This is a genomic window from Streptomyces orinoci, from assembly GCF_003121295.1.
Taxonomy (GTDB): domain Bacteria; phylum Actinomycetota; class Actinomycetes; order Streptomycetales; family Streptomycetaceae; genus Streptomyces; species Streptomyces orinoci.
On sequence record NZ_PHNC01000035.1, the window covers coordinates 157,829 to 181,592 of the forward strand.

Below are 23,764 nucleotides of genomic sequence, written 5' to 3' on the forward strand. Positions count from 1 at the left end.
TGCCGGCGTGCGGGCACCGTACGGCCGGAGAAGCGGTGAGGCGGAAGGAAACCCTCCGGGTTCTCCTTCCGCCTCACCGTGTTACTCCGGGCGCTCGGTCAGCTGCAACCGCTGGTCGAGCCGCAGCCCTCGCACAGATAGCAGCTGCCCGCGCGGCGCATCTTGGTGCCGCAGGAGAAGCACAGCGGCGCGTCCGCGTTCAGCCCCAGCCGCATCTCCATCAGTTCGGTGGAGTTGTGGGCCTCCTTGGGGGCCTGACCGGCGTTGGCCGGCTGGGCGGGGAGCTCCGGCTTGGGGCTCTCCAGCCGCGGGGCGGACTGGGCCAGACCCTCGACGTCCACCTCCTCGTCGGCCGGCTCATAGGAGCCGGTCTCCAGGTGGCGCTGGCGCTCCTCGGCGGAGTGGATGCCCAGCGCGGAGCGGGTCTCGAAGGGCAGGAAGTCCAGCGCCAGGCGGCGGAAGATGTAGTCCACGATGGACTGGGCCATCCGCACATCCGGGTCGTCGGTCATACCGGCCGGCTCGAAGCGCATATTGGTGAACTTGGAGACATAGGTCTCCAGCGGCACCCCGTACTGCAGGCCCACCGAGACGGCGATGGAGAAGGCGTCCATCATGCCCGCCAGGGTGGAACCCTGCTTGGACATCTTCAGGAAGACCTCGCCCAGACCGTCGTCCGGGTAGGAGTTGGCGGTCATATAGCCCTCGGCGCCGCCGACCGTGAAGGAGGTGGTGATGCCGGGACGGCCCTTGGGCAGCCGCTTGCGGACCGGGCGGTACTCGACGACCTTCTCCGCGGCGGCGGGGGCCGTGGTCTCGGCGGCCTTCTTCTCCTCCTCCTTCTTCTTGGCGGAGAGCGGCTGGCCGACCTTGCAGTTGTCGCGGTAGATCGCCAGCGCCTTCAGGCCCAGCTTCCAGCCCTCGAAGTAGACCTCCTCGACCTCCTCGACGGTGGCCGACTCGGGCAGGTTGACGGTCTTGGAGATGGCGCCGGAGAGGAACGGCTGGGCGGCGGCCATCATCCGCACATGGCCCATGGCGGAGATCGCCCGCTCGCCCATGGCGCAGTCGAAGACCTCGTAGTGCTCGGGCTTGAGGCCCGGGGCGTCGATCACATTGCCGTGCTCGGCGATGTGCGCGACGATCGCCTCCACCTGCTCGGCCTGGTAACCGAGGCGCTTGAGCGCCTTGGGCACCGTGTTGTTGACGATCTGCATCGAGCCGCCGCCGACCAGCTTCTTGAACTTCACCAGCGCCAGGTCCGGCTCGACACCCGTGGTGTCGCAGTCCATCATCAGGCCGATGGTGCCGGTGGGCGCCAGGACGGAGGCCTGGGCGTTGCGGAAGCCGTTCTGCTCGCCGAGGCGCAGTACGTCCTGCCAGGCCTCGGTGGCCGCGGCCCATACCGGGGTGTCCAGGTCGTCCATCCGCCTGGCGGCGGTGTTGGCGTCGGCGTGCTGCTTCATCACACGCTTATGGGCGTCCGCGTTGCGGGCGTAGCCCTCGTACGGACCGACGACCGCGGCCAGTTCGGCGGAGCGGCGGTAGGAGGTGCCGGTCATCAGCGAGGTGATGGCACCGGCCAGGGCCCGGCCGCCGTCGCTGTCATAGGCGTGGCCGGTGGCCATCAGCAGGGCGCCGAGGTTGGCGTAGCCGATGCCCAGCTGGCGGAAGGCGCGGGTGGTCTCACCGATCTTCTGGGTGGGGAAGTCGGCGAAGCAGATGGAGATGTCCATCGCGGTGATGACCAGCTCGACGACCTTGGCGAAGCGCTCGGCGTCGAAGGACTGGTGGCCCGCGTCATCGTCGCGCAGGAACTTCATCAGGTTGAGCGAGGCCAGGTTGCACGAGGAGTTGTCCAGGTGCATGTACTCGCTGCACGGGTTGGAGGCGGTGATCCGGCCCGACTCCGGCGAGGTGTGCCAGTGGTTGATGGTGTCGTCGTACTGGATGCCGGGGTCGGCGCAGGCCCAGGCCGCCTCGGCCATCTTGCGGAACAGCGACTTGGCGTCGATCTCCTCGATGACCTCGCCGGTCAGCCGGGCGCGCAGGCCGAACTTGGAGCCGCTCTCGACGGCCTTCATGAATTCGTCGTTGACGCGGACCGAGTTGTTGGCGTTCTGGTACTGGACCGAGGTGATGTCCTCGCCGCCCAGGTCCATGTCGAAGCCGGCGTCGCGCAGGGCGCGCACCTTTTCCTCTTCCTTCACCTTGGTCTCGATGAAGGCCTCGACATCGGGGTGGTCCACATCCAGGACGACCATCTTGGCCGCGCGGCGGGTGGCGCCGCCGGACTTGATCGTTCCCGCCGAGGCATCGGCGCCGCGCATAAAGGAGACCGGACCGGAGGCGTTGCCGCCGGAGGACAGCAGCTCCTTGGAGGAGCGGATCCGGGAGAGGTTGAGGCCGGCGCCGGAGCCGCCCTTGAAGATCATCCCCTCTTCCTTGTACCAGTCGAGGATGGACTCCATGGAGTCGTCGACGGAGAGGATGAAGCAGGCGGAGACCTGCTGGGGCTGGGCGGTGCCGACGTTGAACCACACCGGGGAGTTGAAGCTGAAGATCTGGTGCAGCAGGGCGTAGGTCAGCTCGTGCTCGAAGATCTCCGCGTCCGCCGGGGAGGCGAAGTACCCGTGCTCCTCACCGGCCTTGCGGTAGGTGCGCACCACCCGGTCGATCAGCTGCTTGAGGCTGGACTCGCGCTCCGGCGAGCCCACGGCGCCACGGAAGTACTTGCTGGTGACGATGTTGACCGCGTTCACCGACCAGAAGCCGGGGAACTCCACGCCGCGCTGCTCGAAGTTGACCGAGCCGTCGCGCCAGTTGGTCATGACGACGTCACGGCGCTCCCAGGCCACCTCCTCGTACGGGTGCACGCCCGGGGTGGTGTGGATGCGTTCGATCCGCAGACCCTTGCCGCCCTTGCTTCCCTTGGAGCGGGAACCACGTGCCGGGCCGCTCGCCGTCTCTGTCATGCCGCCTCCCTCTACCGGGCAAAACGCCCTTGTGCGCCCATTTCTTCCGTGACGCGATGTGTGTCTTCCGCCCTGGCGCGCCGTGCGCGCCGGGCTGGTCCGAGTTGCCGCCGCTTGCCGCGCTCAGTCGGCGGCCGCGGCGGGGGCCGGAACCTCGGGTTCCCGGCCGGTGCCGCCGGAAGCCTCCCGCCGCAGTTCCGCGACGGCGGCCTCGAAGTCCTCGAGCGAGTCGAACGCCTGGTACACGGAGGCGAACCGCAGGTAGGCCACCAGGTCGAGATCCTTGAGCGGGCCGAGTATGGCCAGGCCCACGTCATGGGTGGTCAGCTCGGCGCTGCCGGTGGCCCGCACCGCCTCCTCCACCCGCTGGCCGAGCTGGGCCAGGGCGTCCTCGGTGACCGGGCGGCCCTGACAGGCCTTGCGCACTCCGGAGATGACCTTGTTGCGGCTGAAGGGCTCGGTGACGCCGCTCCGCTTGATCACCATCAGTGACGCGGTCTCCACCGTCGTAAACCGACGGGAGCAGTCGGGGCACTGCCGGCGTCTGCGGATCGAGCAGCCGTCATCGGTGGTCCGGCTATCGACCACACGACTGTCGGGGTGCCTGCAGAAGGGGCAGTGCATGGCTCTCCACCCTCCTTCACCCTCGGGTTGCCTCGGCGGCCAGGTACGACTCGCGGCTCCGTCAAGGCCGTTCACGGCCCGGCGAAGCAGCCCCAAGCATAGGCGATGGCCGTCACCGGAGATGACCGGGGACCGGCTGAAACCACAACCTGTGGGCGACAGCCGCCATCAAAGCACTAGATCTGGTACCCGGCGGCCAGGCGCGCCCTGAGCGTGTCGCCCGGCGGCGGCAGGAGAAGAGCCTACGCGAGGGCCCCGCCGGGCCCGGCGGAGGGTGCGCGGATGACACACTGGGGCCCGCCGGAAGGGCCCGATGACGGCCCCCAGGACGACGCCGGAGGCGGCCCGGCGGACGGCCCCGCCGCCACCCGGAGGCGGAGTGATCTCCGCCTGTTACACCCTCCCAGCTGATCGAGTCAGCGAATCAGCGATATTTCACTCGAACGTGTGTTTGGCGCAACCTTTCGAAAGCAACTACCGTTGTCCAGCTAGGGAGACAATTTCGAGAGGGGCCGACGTGACCACCACCGCAAACAGCGCCACCATCACCGCCCAGGACCGCTCCCAGAACCGACTCGACCAGACACACCCGATGAGCGACAGCACCATGAACGCCGAGGGGCCCAAGCCGGCCCGCTCGCTGCCGGGCCGCCCTCCGGGAATCCGGGCCGACAGCTCGGGCCTCACCGACCGGCAGCGCCGTGTGATCGAGGTGATCCGGGATTCCGTCCAGCGCCGCGGCTACCCACCGTCCATGCGCGAGATCGGGCAGGCGGTGGGGCTCTCCAGCACCTCCTCGGTGGCCCACCAGCTGATGGCCCTGGAGCGCAAGGGCTTCCTGCGCCGGGATCCGCACCGGCCCCGTGCCTATGAGGTCCGCGGCTCGGACCAGCCCAGCACCCAGCCGACCGACACCACCGGCAAGCCCGCCGCCTCCTACGTCCCCCTGGTCGGCCGGATCGCGGCCGGTGGCCCCATCCTGGCCGAGGAGTCGGTGGAGGATGTCTTCCCGCTCCCCCGCCAACTGGTCGGCGACGGTGAGCTCTTCGTCCTCAAGGTGGTCGGCGACTCCATGATCGAGGCCGCCATCTGTGACGGGGACTGGGTGACGGTGCGCCGCCAGCCGGTCGCGGAGAACGGCGATATCGTGGCGGCCATGCTCGACGGCGAGGCGACGGTCAAGCGCTTCCGGCGCGAGGACGGCCATGTGTGGCTGTTGCCGCACAACGCCGCCTACCAGCCGATTCCGGGCGACGAAGCCACCATTCTGGGCAAGGTCGTGGCGGTCCTGCGGCGGGTGTGAGAGCACCGAGACCGGGCCCCGGAGCCACTGCGCCGGTTCCGGGGCCCCGCCGTGTCCGCGCCCGGCCGCTTCCTCCGCGCCGGGACCGGACCGGCTACTTCCCCTGCTCCCTGGCGGCGGCGTCAATGGCGGCCAGCGACCGGCGCACCTGGTTGCGGTCCGTGGTGTACCAGAAGTCCGGCATGGAGGCCCGCAGGAAGGAGCCGTAGCGGGCGGTGGCCAGCCGGGGGTCGAGCACCGCGACCACTCCGCGGTCACCGGTGGCCCGTACCAGCCGGCCCGCCCCCTGGGCCATCAGCAGGGCGGCATGGGTGGCGGCCACGGCCATAAAGCCATTGCCGCCCCCTTGCTCCACGGCCCGCTGCCGGGCACTCATCAGCGGGTCGTCCGGCCGCGGGAAGGGCACCCGGTCCATCACCACCAGCTGGCAGCTGGGGCCGGGCACATCCACCCCCTGCCACAGCGAGAGGGTGCCGAACAGGCAGGTCCTGGGGTCGGCGGCAAAGGTCTTGATCAGCTCGCCCAGGGTCTCCTCGCCCTGGAGCAGGATGGGCAGCTCCAGCCGCCCGCGCAGCTCCTCGGCGGCGGCCTGGGCCGCCCGCATCGAGGAGAACAGGCCGAGGGTACGGCCGCCGGCCGCCTCGATCAGCTCGGCCAGCTCATCCAGCATGTCCGAGCGGCTGCCCTCCCGCCCGGGCTGGGAGAGGTGCCGGGCCACATAGAGGATGCCCTGCTTGCGGTAGTCGAAGGGCGAGCCCACATCCACGCCCTGCCACTCGGGCACATCCTCACCGGTCACGCCCTCGGGAGCCAGGCCCAGGGAGGCGGCCACCCCGTTGAAGTCCCCGCCCAGCTTGAGGGTGGCTGAGGTGAGGACCACCGAGCGCTCGGCGAACAGCTTCTCCCGCAGCAGCCCGGACACCGACAGCGGCGCCACCCGCAGCGAGGCACCGAAGCGGTCATGGCGCTCGTACCAGACCACGTCGTACTCCGAGCCCTCGACGATCCGCTCGGCCACCGCGTGCACATTCTCCACCGAGGCCAGGGCCTGCTTGCGGACCGCGTCCTCGTCCTGGACGGTCTTGTCCCGGGTGTTGCCAATGGCGGAGATCACCGTGCGGGCGGCGTCCCGCAGCATCATCAGCACCTGGGCGAGATCCTCCGGGAGCTCCTCCAGACGGCCGGGCAGGGCCAGCTCCATCACCCGCTCAAAGCCCTCGGCGGCGGTCTGCAGGGCGTCGGCCGCCTTCTCGTCCACCAGCTTGGCCGCCCGGCGCACCGCCCGGTTGACCTGGCCGGGGGTGAGCTCCCCAGTGGCCACACCGGTGACCCGGGAGACCAGCTCATGGGCCTCGTCCACGATCAGCACCTCATGGCCGGGCAGCACCGGGGCGCCCTCGATGGCATCGATGGCCAGCAGGGCGTGGTTGGTCACCACCACATCGGCGAGCTTGGCCCGCTCCCGGGCCGCCTCCGCGAAACACTCCGCCCCATAGGCGCACTTGGAGGCCGACAGGCACTCCCGGGAGGTGACCGAGACCTGGGACCAGGCCCGGTCGGAAACGCCGGGGGTGAGATCGTCCCGGTCACCGGTCCCGGTCTCGTCCGCCCAGTCCCGCAGGCGCAGCAGGTCCTGGCCGAGCTTGCTGCTGGGGGCGGCTGCCTCGAAGGCGTCGAAGAGGCCCTCCTCCTCGTCCTGCGGCACGCCCTCGTGCAGCCGGTGCAGACAGAGGTAGTTGGAGCGGCCCTTGAGCATGGCGAACTCCGGGCGGCGGCGCAGCAGCGGATGCAACGCCTCCACGGTGCGCGGCAGATCGCGCTCCACCAGCTGGCGCTGGAGCGCCAGGGTGGCGGTGGCCACCACCACGCGCTCGCCATGCGCCAGGGCGGGCACCAGATAGCCCAGCGACTTACCGGTGCCGGTGCCGGCCTGCACCAGCAGATGCGCATTGTTGTCGATCACTTCGGCGACGGCCTCGGCCATGGCGGCCTGGCCTGGGCGCTCGGAGCCTCCGACGGCGGCGACGGCGGCCCGCAGCAGGTCGGTGAGCGAGGGCTTGGAGGAGGTGGCAGTCATAGCCCGTCCAGCCTACGGGGCGGCACCGACATCGTGGGCCGACTTCCGTCTCACCGGCCTTGCAGCACACCGCGCAGCGCGCGTTCCCGCATCAGCAGTGCGAGCTGCCGACCGGACGGTGCGAGTTGCGTGCCGGACGGTGCCAGTTCGGCGGCCAGCCGGAATCCGGCGCCCAGATGGGCCGCGATGGCGGGGATATTGCGCAGATCGGGGTCGGCGATGACACGCCCGCAGTGCGGCCGGCGGTCCAGCACCAGATCGGCGACGGTACGCAGCAGCAGGGTGCCCAGGCCATGGCCCCGGTCGGCGGTCCGGCCGATCAGCAGCCGGACCCCGGTGTCATGGGGAAGGGCGCGGTAGTGCCGGGCGATGAGGTCCAGATCGGCGCGGTAGATCTCCCAGTAGCTCATCACCACCCCGCCCAGCACGCCCAGGCAGGGCACGCTGCGGCCGTCGGTGCGCCGCAGCTCGGCGAGGTGCGCGGCGGTGACGGTGCGCGGCCCGCCCAGTCCCCAGACAGCGGCCACCGCCGGATCGTTCATCCAGCGGGCGAGCAGCGCCAGGTCGCGTTCCTCCTGCACCGGCACCAGATGGAAGGGCCCGGCGGCGGTGGCCACCGGCCCCCAGCCGGGCAGGCCGTCCAGCAGGTCGGTGGTGCGCGGGGCGGGCGGGTCACCGGCGATGAACCGACGGGCCTCCCCGGTGAGCCGCAGATCGAGGGTGTCCTCGGAGTCGGCGCTCATCCCGGGGCCGTGGCAAGGGGGTTGGTGATGGTGACCGGTCCGGTGAGCAGCCCGGCGCGGCAGCGCAGGGTGGGTGAGTCCAGCAGCATGCCGGGCAGGCTGGAGCGCGTCCCGGCGGGCGCCCCGGCGGCCTCCCGCAGAAAGCGGCGCAGGGCGGCCAGCAGAATGCGCTCATCGGCCAGGCGCTGGGCGCCCAGGGCGCCGATGAGTCCGAGCAGGTTGTCGATGCCCAGGGCGCAGGCGAACTCCTCGTCCGCCCGGTCGTCGGCGACGGTGGCCGGGCCCGGCGGGTGCAGCCGCTCGCGCAGCCGGTGGTGCAGGCTGCCCCGGTGGCGTCCGCCGGCCGGCCAGCCCTCGGCGTCCAGCAGCACCAGGGTGTGCTGCCGGTCGGCGCCCAGGACGATCCCGGCGGCACCGTCCAGCCAGAGCAACGGCCGTACCACCGCCTCCAGATAGCGCAGAAACCACTCGGCGGACACCGCCCCGGCGGGCCGGCCGGTGCGCCGCACCAGGCGGGCGACGATGGCGGCCAGCCGGGAGCAGAGCGCCGGGTGCCCGGCGGGCGTGGTGCGCCCTGGCCAGGGGCGGGGTGCCAGCAGCCCGGCCAGACAGACGGCGTCGGCGTCCGGGGCGAAGGGGTGGTGCCGGATGCCCAGCCCCAGGCCGGGCACCGGGACGCCGTCCGGGGCGTTGACGCCCAGCCAGGCCGGGTCGCGGATCACATCGAAGCCCGGACCACAGGCGGCGTGCCAGCGTTGGGCGATCCCGCCGCGCAGCATCCGGTGCAACTCCACGCCGGATGCCAGAAGTTGGCGGTCGCTCTCGTTGAGCCGGAGCAGGGCGGGCGCTCCGCTGCGGTAGACGGTGCGCGGGGCTGTGGTGGCGTACCAGGGCTGGCCATGGGCGCCCAGGTCATGGAGCAGTCCGGCCTCCAGCAGCCGGACGACGGCCGGCTCGCGGTGCAGCGCCGCCAGGCGCGCGGGATGTACGGGCAGCGGCACGCTGTCCGCCGGGAGCCCGAGGGCGGGCGGGGCCAGCCGGGCGGTCAGTACGGCCGCGCCGACGATCCGGCCGCGTTCGGTCCAGGCGGAGTCGGCGGCCAGCAGGGAGCGGTGGACGCCCAGCCAGTGCAGCCGGAAGGGCTCGGCCGACTCCGGGGGATGACCTTCGGTCTCCCCCAACGCCGCGCCCGGCAGCGCCTGTTCGCCGTGCAGGAAGTACTCCCCGTCCTCCGGTCCGGGATCCAGCCGCCGCTGCCGCAGGAAGGCCGTGGTGCGGCGGACCAATTCCGCAATGCGCAGGGTGAGTTCGGCGCCGTGACCGGCCGGGGCGCGGCCGGAGTGCACCGCCTCCCGGCCGAGCAGGGCGGCCAGGGTGACGGCGTCCAGCGCGGGGGCATCCGCCGGTCCGTCCAGCAGACCGGGCGGACCGAAGCGGTGGCTTCCGGTAACGGACCAGTAGGGGACGGGCACATGAAGCACCCGGCCGTCGGCGCTGAGCGGGATGCGCAGACAACTGCCGCCGGGGCGCGCGACATTGGTCTCCCGCACCCAGCAGCGCAGCAGCCGCTCCAGCACGGTGGCGTCCGCGGCGCGGGCCGGGTCGGGGTGGTCCAGGGGGTCGGCCGGCGGGCGCGGCCCGGGGAACCCGGCCTGCCGGGCGACGGCCGCCAGGGCGCCGGGCGCCTTCATGTGGTCCGGTTCATGAGCTGCAACGGCGGACACCCGGTCAGGCCGGGAATGCCACGCCTTCCTCCTTGGGCTGGCTGGGGGCGGGGTGGGGCTCGCGGGGCGCGGGCAGCGGTTCACCGGGGAAGGGCTGGGGCTCACCGGGGGCGGGCTGGCCCTCGCCAGGCGCAGGTTGAGACTCACCGGGGACGGACCGGCGCTTGCCGGAGACGAGCCGGGACCCGCCGGAGACGGACTGGACCTCGCCAGGCGCAGGTTGAGACTCGCCGGGGACGGACCGGCGCTTGCCGGAGACGGGCTGGGGCTCGGCAGGGACGGGCTGGCGCTCGCCGGGGACAGGCTGAGGCTCGCTGAAAACGGGCCGGGACCCACCCGAGGCGGACTCGGACTCGCCGGAGACGAGCCGGGCCTCACCAGGGACAGACCGGGACCCGCCGGAGACGGACGAGGGCTCACCGGGGGCGGCCCGGGCCTCACCCGAAACCGACCGGTCCTCATCCGAGACCGACCGGTCCTCACCCGAAACCGACCGGCGCTCGCCGAAAGCCGGGCCGTGGCGGGCAGGCCGGGAGATCTCGGCCAGCGCGTCGGCCAGCCTGGCGAGTACCGCCTCGGCCTGCTCGTCCGTGATGGTGAGCGGGGGCAGCAGGTGGACCAGCGGGAAGGGCCGGGTGCCGATCCCGACCATCAGGCCCCGGCGCAGACACTCCTGGCGCAGGGCCTCGGCATGGTCGAGCAGCTCGATCTCCAGCATCAGGCCGCGCCCCCGCACTCCCCCGACGCACCGGTGTTCCAGCGCCAGGCGGCGCAGCCGGCTGAGCATCCGGCCGCCCAGCACCCGGGCCCGCTCGGCCAGTTGCCGCTCCCGGACATAGCGCAGGGTGGCCGCGCCCGCCGCAAGCGCCAGCTGGTTGCCCCGGAAGGTGCTGCCCTCGGCGGGCGGCGGGCCCAGATCCTCCCGGTGCACCACCGCCGCCAGCGGCAGCCCGCCGCCGACGGCTCCCGAGAGCACCATCACATCGGGCACCACCTGGCTGTGCTCCACCGCCCAGAACGCCCCCGTCCGCCCCACTCCGGTGCGGCTCTCGTCCACCACAAAGGGGACGGAATGCGCGGCAGCGGTGTCCCGCATCCGGCGCAGCCGGTCGTCGGAGGAGACGGTGGCCGGGGAGACCAGGCAGCCGTCCCGGCCGGTCGCGGCCCGTACCAGCTCCAGGGCGGCGGTGACCGCCTCCCCGTCGCCCGGGCCGCAGAACCTGATCCGGGCGCTTTCCGCCAGCCCACCCGGCAGGGTGCGCAGCAGCTCGCCGGTGAAGGCGCGCTCCGCGGGGGTGGCCAGGCCCGGCACATACAGCGGGGCCTGGCCGTCGAGCACGGAGCGGACGGCCTCCAGCACCACCGGGTGGTTATGGCCGAGCACCAGCGCCCCGGCGCCGGGGAAGCAGTCCAGATAGCGGCGGCCGTCGGCGCCCTCCACGATCAGGCCCCGGGCCCGCACCGGCACGATCGGCAGCGGACAGGCGGGAGCGGCGGACTGCGCCGCGCGGGCCGCTGACGCCGCGTCGGGCAGCGCCGGCGGCGGTGACTGGGTCAAGCCCACGACTACGGTCCCTCCTTGTGCGCTGAACGCCGACCGTCCCCCGTACGTACCAACGACGCCGGATGCCCCGGAACACGGGCGAGTGCAAGATCCTTCGACCGGGAACCGGGGCCGGGGCCCGCACCGTCCTCCCCGGCACCGGCGTTAGGGTGGCCGTGCCCCATCGCCGGGGCGGTGCATGACAACCTAGATCGGGGGATTTCACTCCATGCCATCCCAACGCCCGCGCGCCACCCACCGATACGACGGTTGGCGGGCGCTGCGTGCCCATGGCTCGCGCACTCTGGCCGCCGCCGCGGTGGCCACCGCGCTGGCGCTGTCGGCCACCGCCTGCGGGCCGTCGGACGACAAGGCCGCCGGCAACGACAAGGCCAGCGCTTCCAGCCAGCAGAGCGACAACGTCCTTCAGCTGCCCAAGGGTTTCAGCCTCAAGGACATCGAGAAGTGGAAGAACGGCGACTGGAAGAACTGGGACCGGGACCGCTGGCTGCGTGAGGCCCGCGACTTCATCAACCCCATCATCAAGGGGCATTGGAAGCCGGACACCATGAAGGACGCCCAGTCCGACGACAAGAAGCTCGCCGACGCACCGGGCGCAGCTCCCGGCTCCGGCCAGGGCGACCAGGGGGTGACCGACCCGGTGCCGCGCCCGGTGCCGGCCCAGGCCGTCAAACTCCCCTACCACCAGAGCGTTCCGCCCGTGGGCAAGGTGTTCTTCGACGCCCCGCAGGGCCATATGGTCTGCTCCGGTACGGTCGTCAAGGACCCGGCACACCCGGGCAAGTCCAACCTGGTGTGGACCGCCGGGCACTGTGTGCACGCGGGCAAGAAGGGCGGCTGGTACCGCAATATCGCCTTTGTCCCGTCCTACAACGACAAGGGCCTGCCCAGCTCGCGGGTGAACACCGCGCCGGTGCAGGATGTGGCCCCGCACGGTGTGTGGTGGGCCAACTGGGCCCAGACCTCCACCCAGTGGATCACCCAGGGCGCCGAGACGGGCGGCCAGGGCGCGCCCTACGACTTCTCCGTGCTGCATGTGGCGCAGGAGAACGGCAGCGGCAAGTCGCTGGAGGAGACCGTGGGCAGCGCGCTGACCGTGGACTTCAACGCCCCCCAGGTCAAGTCCATCAATTCCATGGGTGCCTGGGGCTATCCGGCCGCGCCGCCCTTCGACGGGCAGAAGATGTACGACTGCATCGACCGGCCGGGCCGCCTGTCGCTGGACCCCGCCCAGCCGACCATGTACCGCATCGGCTGCACCATGACCGGCGGTTCCTCGGGCGGCGGCTGGTTCGCCAAGGGGCCGGACGGCAGGCCGGAGCTGGTGTCCAACACCTCCATCGGCCCCTCCGACAGCCGTTGGCTGGCGGGACCGCATCTGGGCCCGGAGGCCAAGGGCGTCTATGACGCCATCAGCCAGAAGTTCGCCAGCAAGGGCTGAGCAACGGCCTGCGAGGCCAATCGGCCGAGGAAAAGGGCCCGTTCACCGGCTTTCACCGGGAACGGGCCCTTTCGTCCGCCCGGACCGCCCCAGGGGGCCATCCGCTCAGGCCATCCGCCCGGACCGCCCATGGGGCCGTCCGCTCAAACCGTGCGCTCAGGCTCGCGCGGCAGGCGCGAAACGCCGCAGATCCGCGGCGAGTTCCTCGTGCACCCGTGCCTTGACCAGGGTGCCCTCCGCGGTGTGCTCCTCGGAGATCACCTCACCGTCGGCGTGGATGCGGGCCACCAGCGAACCCTGGGTGTAGGGCAGCAGCGCCTCGATTTCCACGGCGGGGCGCGGCAGTTCGGCGTCGATCAGCGCCAGCAGCTCGTCGATCCCCTGGCCGGTACGGGCGGAGACCGCGATGGCGCGCCGCTCGATGCGCAGCAGCCGCTGGAGCATCAGCGGATCGGCCGCGTCGGCCTTGTTGATCACCACGATCTCCGGTACGTCCAGCGCGCCAACGTCGCGGATCACCTCGCGGACCGCCGCCAGCTGCTCCTCCGGCGCCGGGTGCGAGCCGTCCACCACATGCAGGATCAGGTCGGAGTCACCGACCTCCTCCATGGTGGAGCGGAAGGCCTCCACCAGGTGGTGCGGCAGGTGGCGGACAAAGCCGACGGTGTCGGCCAGGGTGTAGAGCCGCCCGCTGGGCGTCTCGGCCCGGCGCACGGTCGGGTCCAGGGTGGCGAACAGGGCGTTCTCCACCAGCACCCCGGCCCCGGTGAGCCGGTTGAGCAGGGAGGACTTCCCGGCGTTGGTGTAGCCGGCGATGGCCACCGAGGGGACCTTGTTGCGGCGCCGCTCCTGGCGCTTGATGTCCCGGCCGGTCTTCATCTCCGCGATCTCCCGGCGCAGCTTGGCCATCTTCTCGCGGATCCGGCGCCGGTCCGTCTCGATCTTGGTCTCACCGGGGCCACGGGTGGCCATGCCGCCGCCGGAGGATCCGGAGCCGCCACCGCCCATCTGGCGGGACAGCGACTGGCCCCAGCCGCGCAGCCTGGGCAGCATGTACTGCATCTGGGCCAGGGAGACCTGGGCCTTGCCCTCCCGGGACTTGGCGTGCTGGGCGAAGATGTCCAGGATCAGGGCGGTCCGGTCCACCACCTTGACCTTGACGACATCCTCCAGGTGGATCAGCTGGCCGGGGCTGAGCTCACCGTCGCAGACCACGGTGTCGGCGCCGGACTCCAGGACGATGTCCCGCAGCTCCTGGGCCTTGCCCGAGCCGATATAGGTGGCCGGGTCCGGCTTGTCGCGGCGCTGGATGACGCCGTCCAGCACCATGGCGCCCGCGGTCTCGGCGAGCGCGGCCAGCTCCGCCAGGGAGTTCTCGGCGTCCTGCACCGTGCCGGAGGTCCAGACGCCGACCAGCACCACGCGCTCCAGGCGCAGCTGGCGGTACTCGACCTCGGTGACGTCCTCCAGCTCGGTGGACAGGCCCGCCACCCGGCGCAGGGCGGCGCGCTCGTCACGGTCGTACTGGTCCCCGTCACGCTCCCCGTCGATCTCGTGGCTCCAGGCGACGTCCTCTTCCATCAGGGCGTCGGCCCGAAGGCTCTCCGGAAGGCTCTGCCGGCCCTGCCGGTCCTGGGGAAGGGAAGAAGTGGAGGTCATGTGATCCTTCGCATCCGGGGGGCCGTGCCGCCCCTTGGGCTTTTCCATTGTGGGCAACGCTCGGCGCCTCCGGGAGATTCCCGCGGCGCCGCTGCCGACCGCTTGATGGTCCCATGGCGGAGGCGGAGGGGTCACGCGGGTTTCCGGATGACCTTCCAGTCGGGGTGGCCGGGCATGGGCGGGGTGGTGGGCGAGTACAGCCAGGGGCGCAGAAAGGACTCCAGGTGGTGCCCGGTGACCCGGGAGGCCATGGTGATGAAGTCGGCGGTGCTCACGGTGGCGTCCCGGTGGGCGGCGGTCCAGGCCCGCTCCAGGCGCTCGAAGGCGGGGGCGCCGATCTTCTGCCGCAGGGCGTAGAGCACCAGTGCGCTGCCGTCGTAGACCACCGGCCGGAAGATGCTGATCTTCCGGCCCGGCACCGGCTTTTTGATCGCGGCCGGCGGGCCGCCGTCCAGGCGCATCAGGTCGGAGTACTGGTAGGCCACCCGCATCCGGTCCTCGAGCTTGCGGCCGCCCTTCTCCTCCGCGTAGAGCGACTCGTACCAGGTGGCATGGGCCTCGTTCAGCCAGAGGTCGGACCAGGTGCGCGGGGTGACGCTGTCGCCGAACCACTGGTGGGCCAGCTCGTGCACCATCACCGACTCCACATACCAGGCGGGGAAGGCGGTGCGGGTGAACAGGTCCTTCTCGAACAGGGAGAGGGTCTGGGTCTCCAGCTCGAAGCCGGTGGAGGCCTGGGCGATCAGCATGCCGTAGTTCTCGAAGGGGTAGCCGCCGATCCGCCGCTCCAGCCAGGCCAGGTGCTCCGGGGTTTTCGCGGTCCACTTCTCCAGCTGTGCCCGGTCGGCCGCGGGCAGCACATCGCGCAGCGGCAGCCCGTGCGGGCCGGTGCCCTCGGCGACCGCGGAACGCCCGATGGAGACCTGGGCCAGCTCGGTGGCCATGGGGTGGCGGGTGCGGTACGTCCAGGTGGTGGCGTCGCCCTCGGTGGTACGGCCCGTGGAGACACCGTTGGCGACCACGGTGAGGTCCTTGGGGGCAGTGATACGGAAGGTGAAGTAGGCCTTCTCCGAGGGGTGGTCGCTGCCGGGGAAGACCCGGTGGGCGGCGTCCGCCTGGTTGGCCATCACCAGGCCGTCGGCGGTACGGATCCAGCCGCCGTCCCGCCCGCCGCCCGGGTCGCTGGTGTGGTGGACGGTGATGGTGAACCGGTCGCCGCTGTGCGGCACTTCGGCCGGGGTGACGACCAGGTCCTCCTGGACGGGGGTGAACTGGGCGGGTTTTCCGTTGACTTCGACGGAACGCACGGTGCCCCGGGTGAAGTCCAGATTGAACCGGCGCAGCCGCTGGGTGGCGCGGGCCCGGATGGTGGTCACCGCGTCCAGCGGCCGGTCGTTGCCGTGGTAGTCCAGGGCGATGTCATAGGAGGCGATGTGGTATCCCGGATTGCCCAGATAGGGGAAGAGCCGGTCACCGATGCCCAGCGGACGGGGCGGCGGGGCGGCACCGCCCAGGGCGAGCAGGGCCGCGGTGGCGGTCAGCGCGGCACACAGGCGGCGGAGGGGGAAGCGGGCCCGGGTTGAGTGCGGCATGCGCCTACCGCTATCAGCGCCGGCCGGCCGGGCAGCGGCGGCGCGGCGCCGTCTCGCCCGTAAGAGCGGGCCGGCAGCGCGGGCCGAATCCTTGTCCGGATTCAGGCGCGGGCGGCCCGGGCGGTGGTCACCGGCCAGCCCGCCCGGCCGACGTCATAGACGCCGGGCACCCGGCGCATGGCCCGCATCAGCTCCGGAAGCTGGGCCGGATCGGGCAGTTGCAGGGTGTAGGTATGCCGCACCCGCTGCTCATGCGGCGGCTCCACGGCCGCCGAGATCACCGCGGCGCCCTCGGCGGCGATCACCTCGGTGAGGTCGGCCAGCAGCCGCGGCCTGCTGAAGGACTCGGCCCGCAGGGTCACCCGGCAGTCGCCCATGGCGACGCCCTCGGCGTCCCGCCAGCGCACCGCCACGGTCTTGCGGCCGGCGGTCACCATCCGCGCCACCACCGGGCACTGCGTCCGGTGCACGGTGATGGTCCGCCCGCGTACCGCGAAGCCGGTGACCTCGTCCGGCGGCACGGGGGTGCAGCAGCCGGCCAGGCGGATATGGGCCGTTGCCAGGTCGGCGCCCTGGGCGGCCACGGCCACCGGCCGGGGCCCGGCCGGGGCGGGGCCACGGCCGGGCGCCCTGGCGGGGGCCGGGGGCAGGGGCGGCGGCGGGGCGACCGGATCGGGGGCGGGGTGGGTGGCCAGCCAGCGGCCGATGGCGATCCGCGCCACCGGGGTACGGGCGTGCTCCAGCCATTCCGGCGCGGGGCCGGAGGCGGCGTCCGGCGAGGCGGCCTCCGGGGGCATCAGCAGCTGCAGGGTGTCGCCGTCGCGCAGCACCGTACTCAGCCGTACCAGACGGCCGTTGACACAGGCGCCGATGCAGTGGTGGCCGCCCTCCCCGTACTGGGCGTAGGCCGCGTCCACACAACTGGAGCCGGCCGGCAGGCCGATGGTGCCGCCGTCCGCCCGGAAGACGGTGATCTCGCGGTCCTGGGCCAGTTCATCGCGCAGCGAGCTCCAGAAGGTGTCCGGGTCGGGGGCGGCACGCTGCCACTGCAACAGCCGGGAGAGCCAGCCGGGGCGGGTGGGGTCGATGCGCTCGCCCTCCGCCTCGGGGGTCTCGGCGGCCGCGTAGGGATTGCCCAGGGCGATCACCCCGGCCTCGGCGACCTTGTGCATCTGATGGGTGCGGATGAGGACTTCGGCGGCCTCGCCGCCCTCGCCCGCGATGGCGGTGTGCAGCGACTGGTAGAGATTGAACTTGGGGACCGCGATAAAGTCCTTGAACTCCGAGATGAACGGCGTAAAACAGGTGTGCAGTTCGCCCAGCACCGCGTAGCAGTCGGCGTCCTCGGCGACCAGCACCAGCAGCCGCCCCAGGTCGGAGCCGGTCAACTCGCCCCGCTTGAGCCGCACTCGGTGCACCGAGACGAAGTGCCGGGCGCGTACCAGCACTTCGGCGCTGATCCCGGCCTCCCGCAGCACCGCGCGCACCCGGGCCGCGGTGGCCTGGAGCGGATCGGGGGCGCGGGCGTGGGCCAGCACCAGCTCACGGGTGCGGGCGTACTCCTCGGGGTGCAGGATGGCGAAGACCAGGTCCTCCAGCTCGGCCTTGAGCACCTGCACGCCCAGCCGCTCGGCCAGCGGGATCAGCACATCGCGGGTCACCTTGGCGATGCGGACCTGTTTCTCCGGGCGCATCACGCCCAGGGTGCGCATATTGTGCAGCCGGTCGGCCAGTTTGATGGACATCACCCGGACGTCATTGCCGGTGGCCACCAGCATCTTGCGGAAGGTCTCCGGTTCGGCGGCGGCGCCGTAGTCCACCTTCTCCAGCTTGGTGACCCCGTCCACCAGGAAGCGGACCTCCTCGCCGAACTGCTCCCCGACCTGATCCAGCGTCAAGTCGGTGTCCTCGACGGTGTCGTGCAGCAGCGAGGCGGTCAAGGTGGTGGTCTCGGCGCCGAGTTCGGCCAGGATCAGGGTGACGGCCAGCGGGTGGGTGATGTAGGGCTCGCCGCTCTTGCGCGTCTGGCCGCGGTGCGAGGACTCGGCCAGCAGATAGGCGCGGCGCAGGATGTCCAGATCGGCGCCGGGATGATGGGCCCGGTGCACCTTGGCCACATGGTCGATGGCGTCCGGCAGCCGGCCCCGGGCGGCGGAGCCGCCCAGCGCGGCGCGGCCCAGCCGCCGGAGCCCGAGGCGGCCGCGGCCGCGGCGGGGAGGACGTTCGTCCGTGGCCTCTGCGCTCATGGGCACCTCCGGCAGTGTCAACCGGCGGTCGGCTGGCGCCTGACGACCGGTGCTTGATGCTACCGACCCCATCACGCACCGCTCACCCCCTCTCGCCCAGAGTGAACCGGATCACCCATTCGAGCGAGGCCGCCATCCGGTAACCGGGTAAGCGGACCGGGCCCCCGACGGCCCGTCAGCCCAGCAGCGAGGCGTCCAGCAGGCCCTCGGCCACGATCACCGCGGGGGCGGTCATCTCCACGGTGCCGTCCGGGTTCTCACTGATCACCAGACGGCCGCCGGGGACGTCCACGGTGTAGGTGACCGGGTGGCCGTCGCGGGCCGGGTCATGACCGTCGCGGCGGGCCGTGGCCACCATCACCGCACAGGCGCCGGTGCCGCAGGAGCGGGTCTCGCCGGAGCCGCGCTCATGCACCCGCATGGCCACATGCCGCGGGCCGCGGTCGGCCACGAACTCCACATTGACGCCCTCCGGGTAGGCGCTCGCCGGGCTGACCGCGGGGGCGTCGAGCAGCTTCCCGGCCTCGGCGAGGTCGTCCACGAAGCAGACGGCGTGCGGATTGCCCATATTGACGTTGCGGGCGGGCCAGTTGCGCTCGCCGACCGACACCGTCACCTCGCCCGCCGGCAGCAGGGCCCGCCCCATGCCGACGGTGATCTCCCCCGGGGCCCCGTCCGGGCCCGGCTTGCCCAGGTGCACCCGGCGGATCCCGGCCCGGGTGGCCACCGCCAGATCGCCCGCCCCGGCCAGACCGGCCCGCTCCAGATAGCGGACGAAGACCCGGACACCATTGCCGCACATCTCGGCGATGCTGCCGTCGCTGTTGCGGTAGTCCATGAACCACTCGGCCTCACCGGCCATGGCGCGCGCCTCGGGGTGCGCGGCGGACCGTACGACCCGCAGCACGCCGTCCGCGCCGATGCCCGCGCGCCGGTCGCACAGCCGCGCCACGGCGGCCGGGGACAGCTCCAGCCCGCCCTCGTAGTCGGGGATGATCACGAAGTCGTTCTCGGTGCCATGACCCTTGAGGAAGGCGATCCGCGTGCTGTTCATGCACCGATGGTACGCAGCACGGACGGCGCTCAGCGAAGCCGGGCCACCCGCCAGACGGCCAGCAGCACCAGCACCGCCACCACGGCCGTGTACGAGGCCACAAAGCGCCAGTCCGGGCGGCCGCCGGAGCCGCGCTGCGGCAGGCCGGGCCAGGTGTAGCCGACCCGGCGGGCGGCCATCACGCCCCAGCCGGCGGCGCAGCAGCTGATCAGCAGCCCCAGCATGGCCACCACCGGGCCGCCGTCGCCGAAGTCGAAGGCGAGCGGGAAGGCGAACATCAGCGAGCCGATGGCGGCCAGCAGCACGATCGGGGCCAGCTGCCACAGCCGCAGCCGGCGCGGCGGGCGCAACTCCCGGAAGGAGGCGGGCTCGGCGCTCTCCGGCACCGTCTCCTCGGTGTCCTCCGGACCGTCCGGTGTCAGTGCCTCCAGGTCCGCACGCGGCGGCTGCTGTGATGTGTCACGAGGGCCGGCCTCCATCGCCACGCGCCCTCCCAACCCCGGACTTCACGGCTCGCTCGAAGCTTGATGATGGCACGCTGCGGAACCGCGGAATGACACCTGGCACTTCCCGATGCCATCACGTGATCAGGCTGTGACCGCTCGTTCGACCAACGCCAGTGCCAGTCCGGTCAGTTCCGGCCGCCGGGCCGCGGAACCGTCCAGCCAGTGCACCCGGGAGTCGCGCCGGAACCAGGAGTCCTGACGGCGGGCGAAGCGCTTGGTGGCGCGCACCGTCTCCTCCCGCGCCTCCTGCTCGGTGCACTCGCCGGCCAGAAAGGCCAGCACCTGCTGGTAGCCCAGCGCCCGGGAGGCGGTGCGCCCCTTGCGCAGCCCGGCCCGCTCCAGCGTGCGGACCTCTTCCACCAGACCGTCCGCCCACATCCGGTCCACCCGGGTGGTGATCCGCTCGTCCAGCTCGGGACGGGCCACGTCCACACCGATCTGCACCGCGTCGTACACCGGCGTCTCGCCCGGGAGGTTGGCGGTGAAGGGGCGGCCGGTGAGCTCGATGACCTCCAGCGCCCGCACAATGCGGCGGCCGTTGCCGGGCAGGATGGCGCGGCCCGCCTCGGGGTCGGCGGCGGCCAGCCGGGCGTGCAGGGCGCCCGGCCCCCGCTCGGCCAGCTCCGCCTCCAGGCGGGCGCGCACCGCCGGATCGGTGCCCGGGAACTCCAGGGCGTCGATGGCCCCCTTGATGTACAGACCGGAGCCGCCGACCAGCACGGGGGTACGGCCCTCGGCCAGCAGCCGGTCGATCTCGGCACGGGCCAGGCGCTGGTACTCGGCGACGCTGGCGGTCTCGGTGACGTCCCAGACATCCAGCAGGTGGTGCGGCACGCCCTGCCGCTCCTGGGGCGTCAGCTTGGCGGTGCCGATGTCCATGCCCCGGTAGAGCTGCATGGAGTCGGCGTTGACGACCTCGCCGCCCAGCCGCTGGGCCAGGGCCACGCCCAGGTCGGACTTGCCGGCCGCGGTGGGCCCGACGACGGCGATGACCCGCGGTGCGGGAGCTGCGTTTCTCACCGCACCAGTCTCGCAAACCCCGGCGCGCCCCCTCGAACGAGCTACGTGACGCGACGTCGGCGCTTTCGTTGCCTGTTGCGAGGTTCCGAGAGCCGGTTCCCGCTCCGGTGCCCTGCCAGGCGCGGTGGAGCGTCCCCGGCGACCCGGGATTTCACTGACCCCAGTAAGGTAATGGAGTAGATATGGGCGTGTTTTCAAGGTTTCGCCGTCGGACGTCGGAAGCGTCAACGGAGGAGGCCATGACGGCCACTGAGACGGCGGAATCGTCCGGCGCCGCGGAGACGTCCGACGTCACAGAGACGGCCGAGGCGGAGCCGGAGGCGGCCGCCGGGGAAGCCGTCGCGGACGAGGACGGGGCTGCCGAGGGGGGCGAGGGAGTGGACATCCCCAAGCAGCAGTCCGCGGACGAGGCGGCGGACAGCGAGGCCGGTGAGAGCGCCCGTAAGTAGCTCGCTGGATCACGATGAGGGGTAGGTGCCCATGGGCCTGTTCGACGATCTCAAGGCCAAGCTCGAACCGGTGAAGGACAAGGTCGGCGACCTGGTGCAGCAGCACGGGGGGAAGATCGAGCAGGGGATCGACAAGGCGGCGCGGGTGGTGGACGAGAAGACGGACGGCAGGTACAGCAGCCAGATCCGCACCGGCACTGGCAAGGCCAAGCAGGCCCTGGACCGGCTGGCCGAGCAGGACGGCCGGGGCGGCCGGGCCTGAGAGACCCTCGACGGCGACGGCCGCGGAGCGCTCAAGGCTCCGCGGCCGTCGCCGTCCGCTTTCCGGGCTCAGGACCAGGCGGCCACCAGATAGCCGACGCCCAGCGGCGCCTGGTCGTACAGCAGCGCGCCGCGCAGCCCGGCCCCCTCCCCCGCACCGGCCAGGACCTGCCAGGGCGCGCGCCCGGCGGCCTGCAGCTCGGTGGCCAGGGCGGGGTCGAGGGCGGCCAAGGCGGCGGTGTCCGCGGCGCCCAGCGCCCGGGCCGCGGCGGCGTCGAAGCCCTCCGCCCGCTCGTCGAGATAGCCCGGGGCCTTCACATCGCGGCAGGCGCTGCCGTCGCCCATCACCAGCAGGGCCAGCCGCTCGTCCGTGGCCGCCAGGGCCCGGCCCACGGCCAGGCAGTTCCCGGGCGGCGCCTGGGCGGCCACGCCCAGGCCGGTCACCGGTGCCGCCGACCAGCCGGTACGGGCCAGCAGCCAGGCGCTCACCGCCAGCGGGGCGGGCAGCCGCCGCGTCCCGGGAACGTCCTCGGAATCGCCCTCGCCCAGCCGTACATCCAGGTCCACCCCAAAGCCCCGGAAGGAACCCGGGGTGCCCGAGGGGTACTCGCCGTCACCCGTGCCCACCACCACCAGCCGGTCCGGCCGGGCGGCGGCCAGTACGGCCACCGCGTCCAGACAGGCGGCGCGCAGCGGATCCAGCTCGGGCGCGGCCCCGGCGGCGACCTCGGGAACCAGCAGCGGCGGACAGGGGCAGACGGCGGCGGCGACAAGCATGACCGGAACGATACGCGCCGCGGCGCCGGTCAGTCGCAGCCGCAGCCGGCGCCGGTCGGGGCCGGGACGGGCGCGGGAGCGCCGATGGTCGGGATGCCCAGCATCACGCCCTGGGGCTTGGCCTGGGCGGCGGCGTTGCGCTTCTCCCAGGCGTCCCCGGCCCGGGTACGGCGCACGGCCTTGGCCGGGCCCTCGGCGAGCAGGTGGTGCGGGGCGGCGTAGGTGATCTCCACGGTGACCATGTCACCGGGGCGCGGAGCGAGCCCGGCGCCATCAGACGCAGTACCGGGACGGACCGGCTCCTCCGGCCTGGCGAAGTGCACCAGGCGGTTGTCGGGCGCCCGCCCGGACATCCGCCGGGTGGCGTCGTCCTTGCGTCCCTCGCCCTCGGCGACCATGACCTCCAGGGTCCGGCCCACCTGCTTCTTGTTCTCCTCCCAGGAGATCTCCTCCTGGAGGGCCACCAGGCGCTCATAGCGCGCCTGCACGACCTCCTTGGGAATCTGCCCCTCCATCTCGGCGGCCGGGGTGCCCGGGCGCTTGGAGTACTGGAAGGTGAAGGCCTGGGCGAAGCGGGCCTCGCGGACCACATGCAGGGTCTGCTCGAAGTCCTCCTCGGTCTCGCCGGGGAAGCCCACGATGATGTCGGTGGAGATGGCGGCGTCCGGCATGGCGGCGCGCACCTTCTCGATGATGCCCAGGAAGCGCTCCTGCCGGTACGAGCGGCGCATCGCCTTGAGCACGGTGTCCGAACCGGACTGCAGCGGCATATGCAGCTGCGGCATCACATTGGGCGTCTCCGCCATCGCCGCGATCACGTCATCGGTGAAGTCACGGGGATGCGGGGAGGTGAAGCGGACCCGCTCCAGGCCCTCGATCTGCCCACAGGCGCGCAGCAGCTTGGAGAAGGCCTCGCGGTCGCCCATGTCGGAGCCATAGGCGTTGACGTTCTGCCCGAGCAGGGTGATCTCGGTGACGCCCTCGGCGACCAGCGCCTCCACCTCGGCCAGGATGTCGCCGGGCCGGCGGTCCTTCTCCTTGCCGCGCAGCGCCGGGACGATGCAGAAGGTACAGGTGTTGTTGCAGCCGACCGAGATGGAGACCCAGGCCGCGTAGGCGCTCTCCCGCCGGGTGGGCAGGGTGGAGGGGAACGCCTCCAGCGACTCGGCGATCTCGACCTGCGCCTCCTGCTGGATACGGGCCCGCTCCAGCAGCACCGGCAGCTTGCCGATGTTGTGCGTGCCGAAGACCACGTCCACCCAGGGGGCCTTCTTGACGATGGTGTCGCGGTCCTTCTGCGCCAGACACCCGCCGACCGCGATCTGCATCCCCGGGCGCCGGGCCTTCACCGGGGCCAGCCGGCCCAGGTTGCCGTAGAGCTTGTTGTCGGCGTTCTCCCGCACCGCGCAGGTGTTGAAGACCACGACATCGGCCTCGCCCTCGGCGGTGCCCTCCGGGGCGCGGACATAGCCCGCGTCCTCCAGCAGTCCGGAGAGCCGCTCGGAGTCGTGGACGTTCATCTGGCACCCATAGGTGCGGATCAGGTAGGTGTTAGGTGAAAGCACGGCATCGCTTCGGTCGGCACTGGTCACCAGTCCAGGGTACGGGCGCTCCGGGATACCCCTCGTCCCGGCAACCAGGATCCCGGCCCGAGCGGGCGCCGGTGGCACGGGGGTGTCATGGCCCCTGAAACTGTGACATGCATGTCACACAGCGGGTCCCCGCGGCGCGGGGGGCGTCATTGCTTCC

At 72.2% G+C, this 23,764-nt stretch carries 18 protein-coding genes; 4 read left to right on the plus strand and 14 right to left on the minus strand.

The annotated features are described in order from the left end of the window. Window positions 1-98: 98 nt before the first annotated feature. Window positions 99-2,975: a vitamin B12-dependent ribonucleotide reductase gene (locus tag CV755_RS31970; protein WP_109284186.1), complete on the minus strand. Its 2,877-nt coding sequence runs from the start codon at window positions 2,973-2,975 to the stop codon at window positions 99-101. A 123-nt stretch (window positions 2,976-3,098) separates the two neighbouring features. Continuing rightward, window positions 3,099-3,599 carry a transcriptional regulator NrdR gene (gene nrdR / locus CV755_RS31975; protein WP_109284188.1) on the minus strand — a complete coding sequence of 167 codons (501 nt, stop codon included), beginning with the start codon at window positions 3,597-3,599 and terminating at the stop codon, window positions 3,099-3,101. A gap of 517 nt (window positions 3,600-4,116) precedes the next feature. Between nrdR and lexA the strand changes: the two genes are divergently transcribed. Next, complete coding sequence (gene lexA / locus CV755_RS31980; RefSeq protein WP_109284190.1) at window positions 4,117-4,902, plus strand: transcriptional repressor LexA; 786 nt, start codon at window positions 4,117-4,119, stop codon at window positions 4,900-4,902. Between the two features lie 94 nt (window positions 4,903-4,996). On the opposite strand, the gene CV755_RS31985 is transcribed toward lexA, so the two are convergent. From CV755_RS31985 to CV755_RS36995, 4 genes are read right to left on the minus strand one after another with little or no spacing between them, the layout of a single operon-like run. Beyond that, window positions 4,997-6,979 carry an ATP-dependent DNA helicase gene (locus CV755_RS31985; protein ID WP_109284192.1) on the minus strand — a complete coding sequence of 661 codons (1,983 nt, stop codon included), beginning with the start codon at window positions 6,977-6,979 and terminating at the stop codon, window positions 4,997-4,999. Window positions 6,980-7,029: 50 nt separating this feature from the next. Next, window positions 7,030-7,722, minus strand: coding sequence for a GNAT family N-acetyltransferase (locus CV755_RS31990; protein WP_109284194.1), 693 nt, complete (start codon window positions 7,720-7,722; stop codon window positions 7,030-7,032). After that, complete coding sequence (locus CV755_RS31995; RefSeq protein ID WP_109284197.1) at window positions 7,719-9,413, minus strand: IucA/IucC family protein; 1,695 nt, start codon at window positions 9,411-9,413, stop codon at window positions 7,719-7,721. Before CV755_RS31995 ends, CV755_RS31990 begins: the two co-directional genes overlap by 4 nt. Window positions 9,414-9,450: 37 nt before the next feature. Beyond that, complete coding sequence (locus tag CV755_RS36995) at window positions 9,451-11,010, minus strand: aminotransferase class III-fold pyridoxal phosphate-dependent enzyme (protein WP_109284199.1); 1,560 nt, start codon at window positions 11,008-11,010, stop codon at window positions 9,451-9,453. A gap of 208 nt (window positions 11,011-11,218) precedes the next feature. Here CV755_RS36995 and CV755_RS32005 point away from each other — a divergent pair, with 208 nt between their 5' ends. Then, window positions 11,219-12,451, plus strand: a complete 1,233-nt coding sequence (locus CV755_RS32005) for a trypsin-like serine peptidase (protein ID WP_161968777.1) — start codon at window positions 11,219-11,221, stop codon at window positions 12,449-12,451. A gap of 156 nt (window positions 12,452-12,607) precedes the next feature. Here the strand turns inward: CV755_RS32005 and hflX are convergent, their stop codons facing one another. The 6 genes from hflX to miaA all read right to left on the minus strand — a co-directional run bounded on the left by hflX (window position 12,608) and on the right by miaA (window position 20,528). Beyond that, window positions 12,608-14,110 (minus strand): GTPase HflX, encoded by a 1,503-nt coding sequence (gene hflX / locus CV755_RS32010; protein ID WP_109284201.1) that lies wholly within the window; start codon window positions 14,108-14,110, stop codon window positions 12,608-12,610. Between the two features lie 131 nt (window positions 14,111-14,241). Continuing rightward, the gene (locus tag CV755_RS32015; RefSeq protein ID WP_109284203.1) at window positions 14,242-15,702 is read right to left on the minus strand and encodes a M1 family metallopeptidase; all 1,461 of its coding nucleotides are present in this window, start codon (window positions 15,700-15,702) and stop codon (window positions 14,242-14,244) included. A 101-nt stretch (window positions 15,703-15,803) separates the two neighbouring features. After that, entirely contained in the window at window positions 15,804-17,948 is a 2,145-nt protein-coding gene (locus CV755_RS32020; protein ID WP_109284206.1) for a RelA/SpoT family protein, read from the minus strand. A gap of 175 nt (window positions 17,949-18,123) precedes the next feature. Next, the gene (gene dapF, locus CV755_RS32025; protein ID WP_109284208.1) at window positions 18,124-19,002 is read right to left on the minus strand and encodes a diaminopimelate epimerase; all 879 of its coding nucleotides are present in this window, start codon (window positions 19,000-19,002) and stop codon (window positions 18,124-18,126) included. Window positions 19,003-19,031: 29 nt separating this feature from the next. Beyond that, the gene (locus CV755_RS32030; RefSeq protein ID WP_109284210.1) at window positions 19,032-19,481 is read right to left on the minus strand and encodes a hypothetical protein; all 450 of its coding nucleotides are present in this window, start codon (window positions 19,479-19,481) and stop codon (window positions 19,032-19,034) included. Between the two features lie 108 nt (window positions 19,482-19,589). Next, window positions 19,590-20,528: a tRNA (adenosine(37)-N6)-dimethylallyltransferase MiaA gene (miaA, locus tag CV755_RS32035; protein WP_109284212.1), complete on the minus strand. Its 939-nt coding sequence runs from the start codon at window positions 20,526-20,528 to the stop codon at window positions 19,590-19,592. 239 nt (window positions 20,529-20,767) lie between these two features. Between miaA and CV755_RS32040 the strand changes: the two genes are divergently transcribed. Together CV755_RS32040 and CV755_RS32045 are read left to right on the plus strand one after the other, a co-directional pair. After that, window positions 20,768-20,977, plus strand: coding sequence for a gliding motility protein (locus tag CV755_RS32040; RefSeq protein WP_338323729.1), 210 nt, complete (start codon window positions 20,768-20,770; stop codon window positions 20,975-20,977). 31 nt (window positions 20,978-21,008) lie between these two features. Next, complete coding sequence (locus CV755_RS32045; protein WP_109284216.1) at window positions 21,009-21,239, plus strand: antitoxin; 231 nt, start codon at window positions 21,009-21,011, stop codon at window positions 21,237-21,239. Between the two features lie 68 nt (window positions 21,240-21,307). Here the strand turns inward: CV755_RS32045 and CV755_RS32050 are convergent, their stop codons facing one another. Both CV755_RS32050 and miaB read right to left on the minus strand, forming a co-directional pair. After that, the gene (locus CV755_RS32050) at window positions 21,308-22,015 is read right to left on the minus strand and encodes a class III extradiol dioxygenase subunit B-like domain-containing protein (protein WP_109284219.1); all 708 of its coding nucleotides are present in this window, start codon (window positions 22,013-22,015) and stop codon (window positions 21,308-21,310) included. Between the two features lie 29 nt (window positions 22,016-22,044). After that, window positions 22,045-23,607 carry a tRNA (N6-isopentenyl adenosine(37)-C2)-methylthiotransferase MiaB gene (miaB, locus tag CV755_RS32055; RefSeq protein ID WP_109284221.1) on the minus strand — a complete coding sequence of 521 codons (1,563 nt, stop codon included), beginning with the start codon at window positions 23,605-23,607 and terminating at the stop codon, window positions 22,045-22,047. Window positions 23,608-23,764 lie beyond the last annotated feature (157 nt).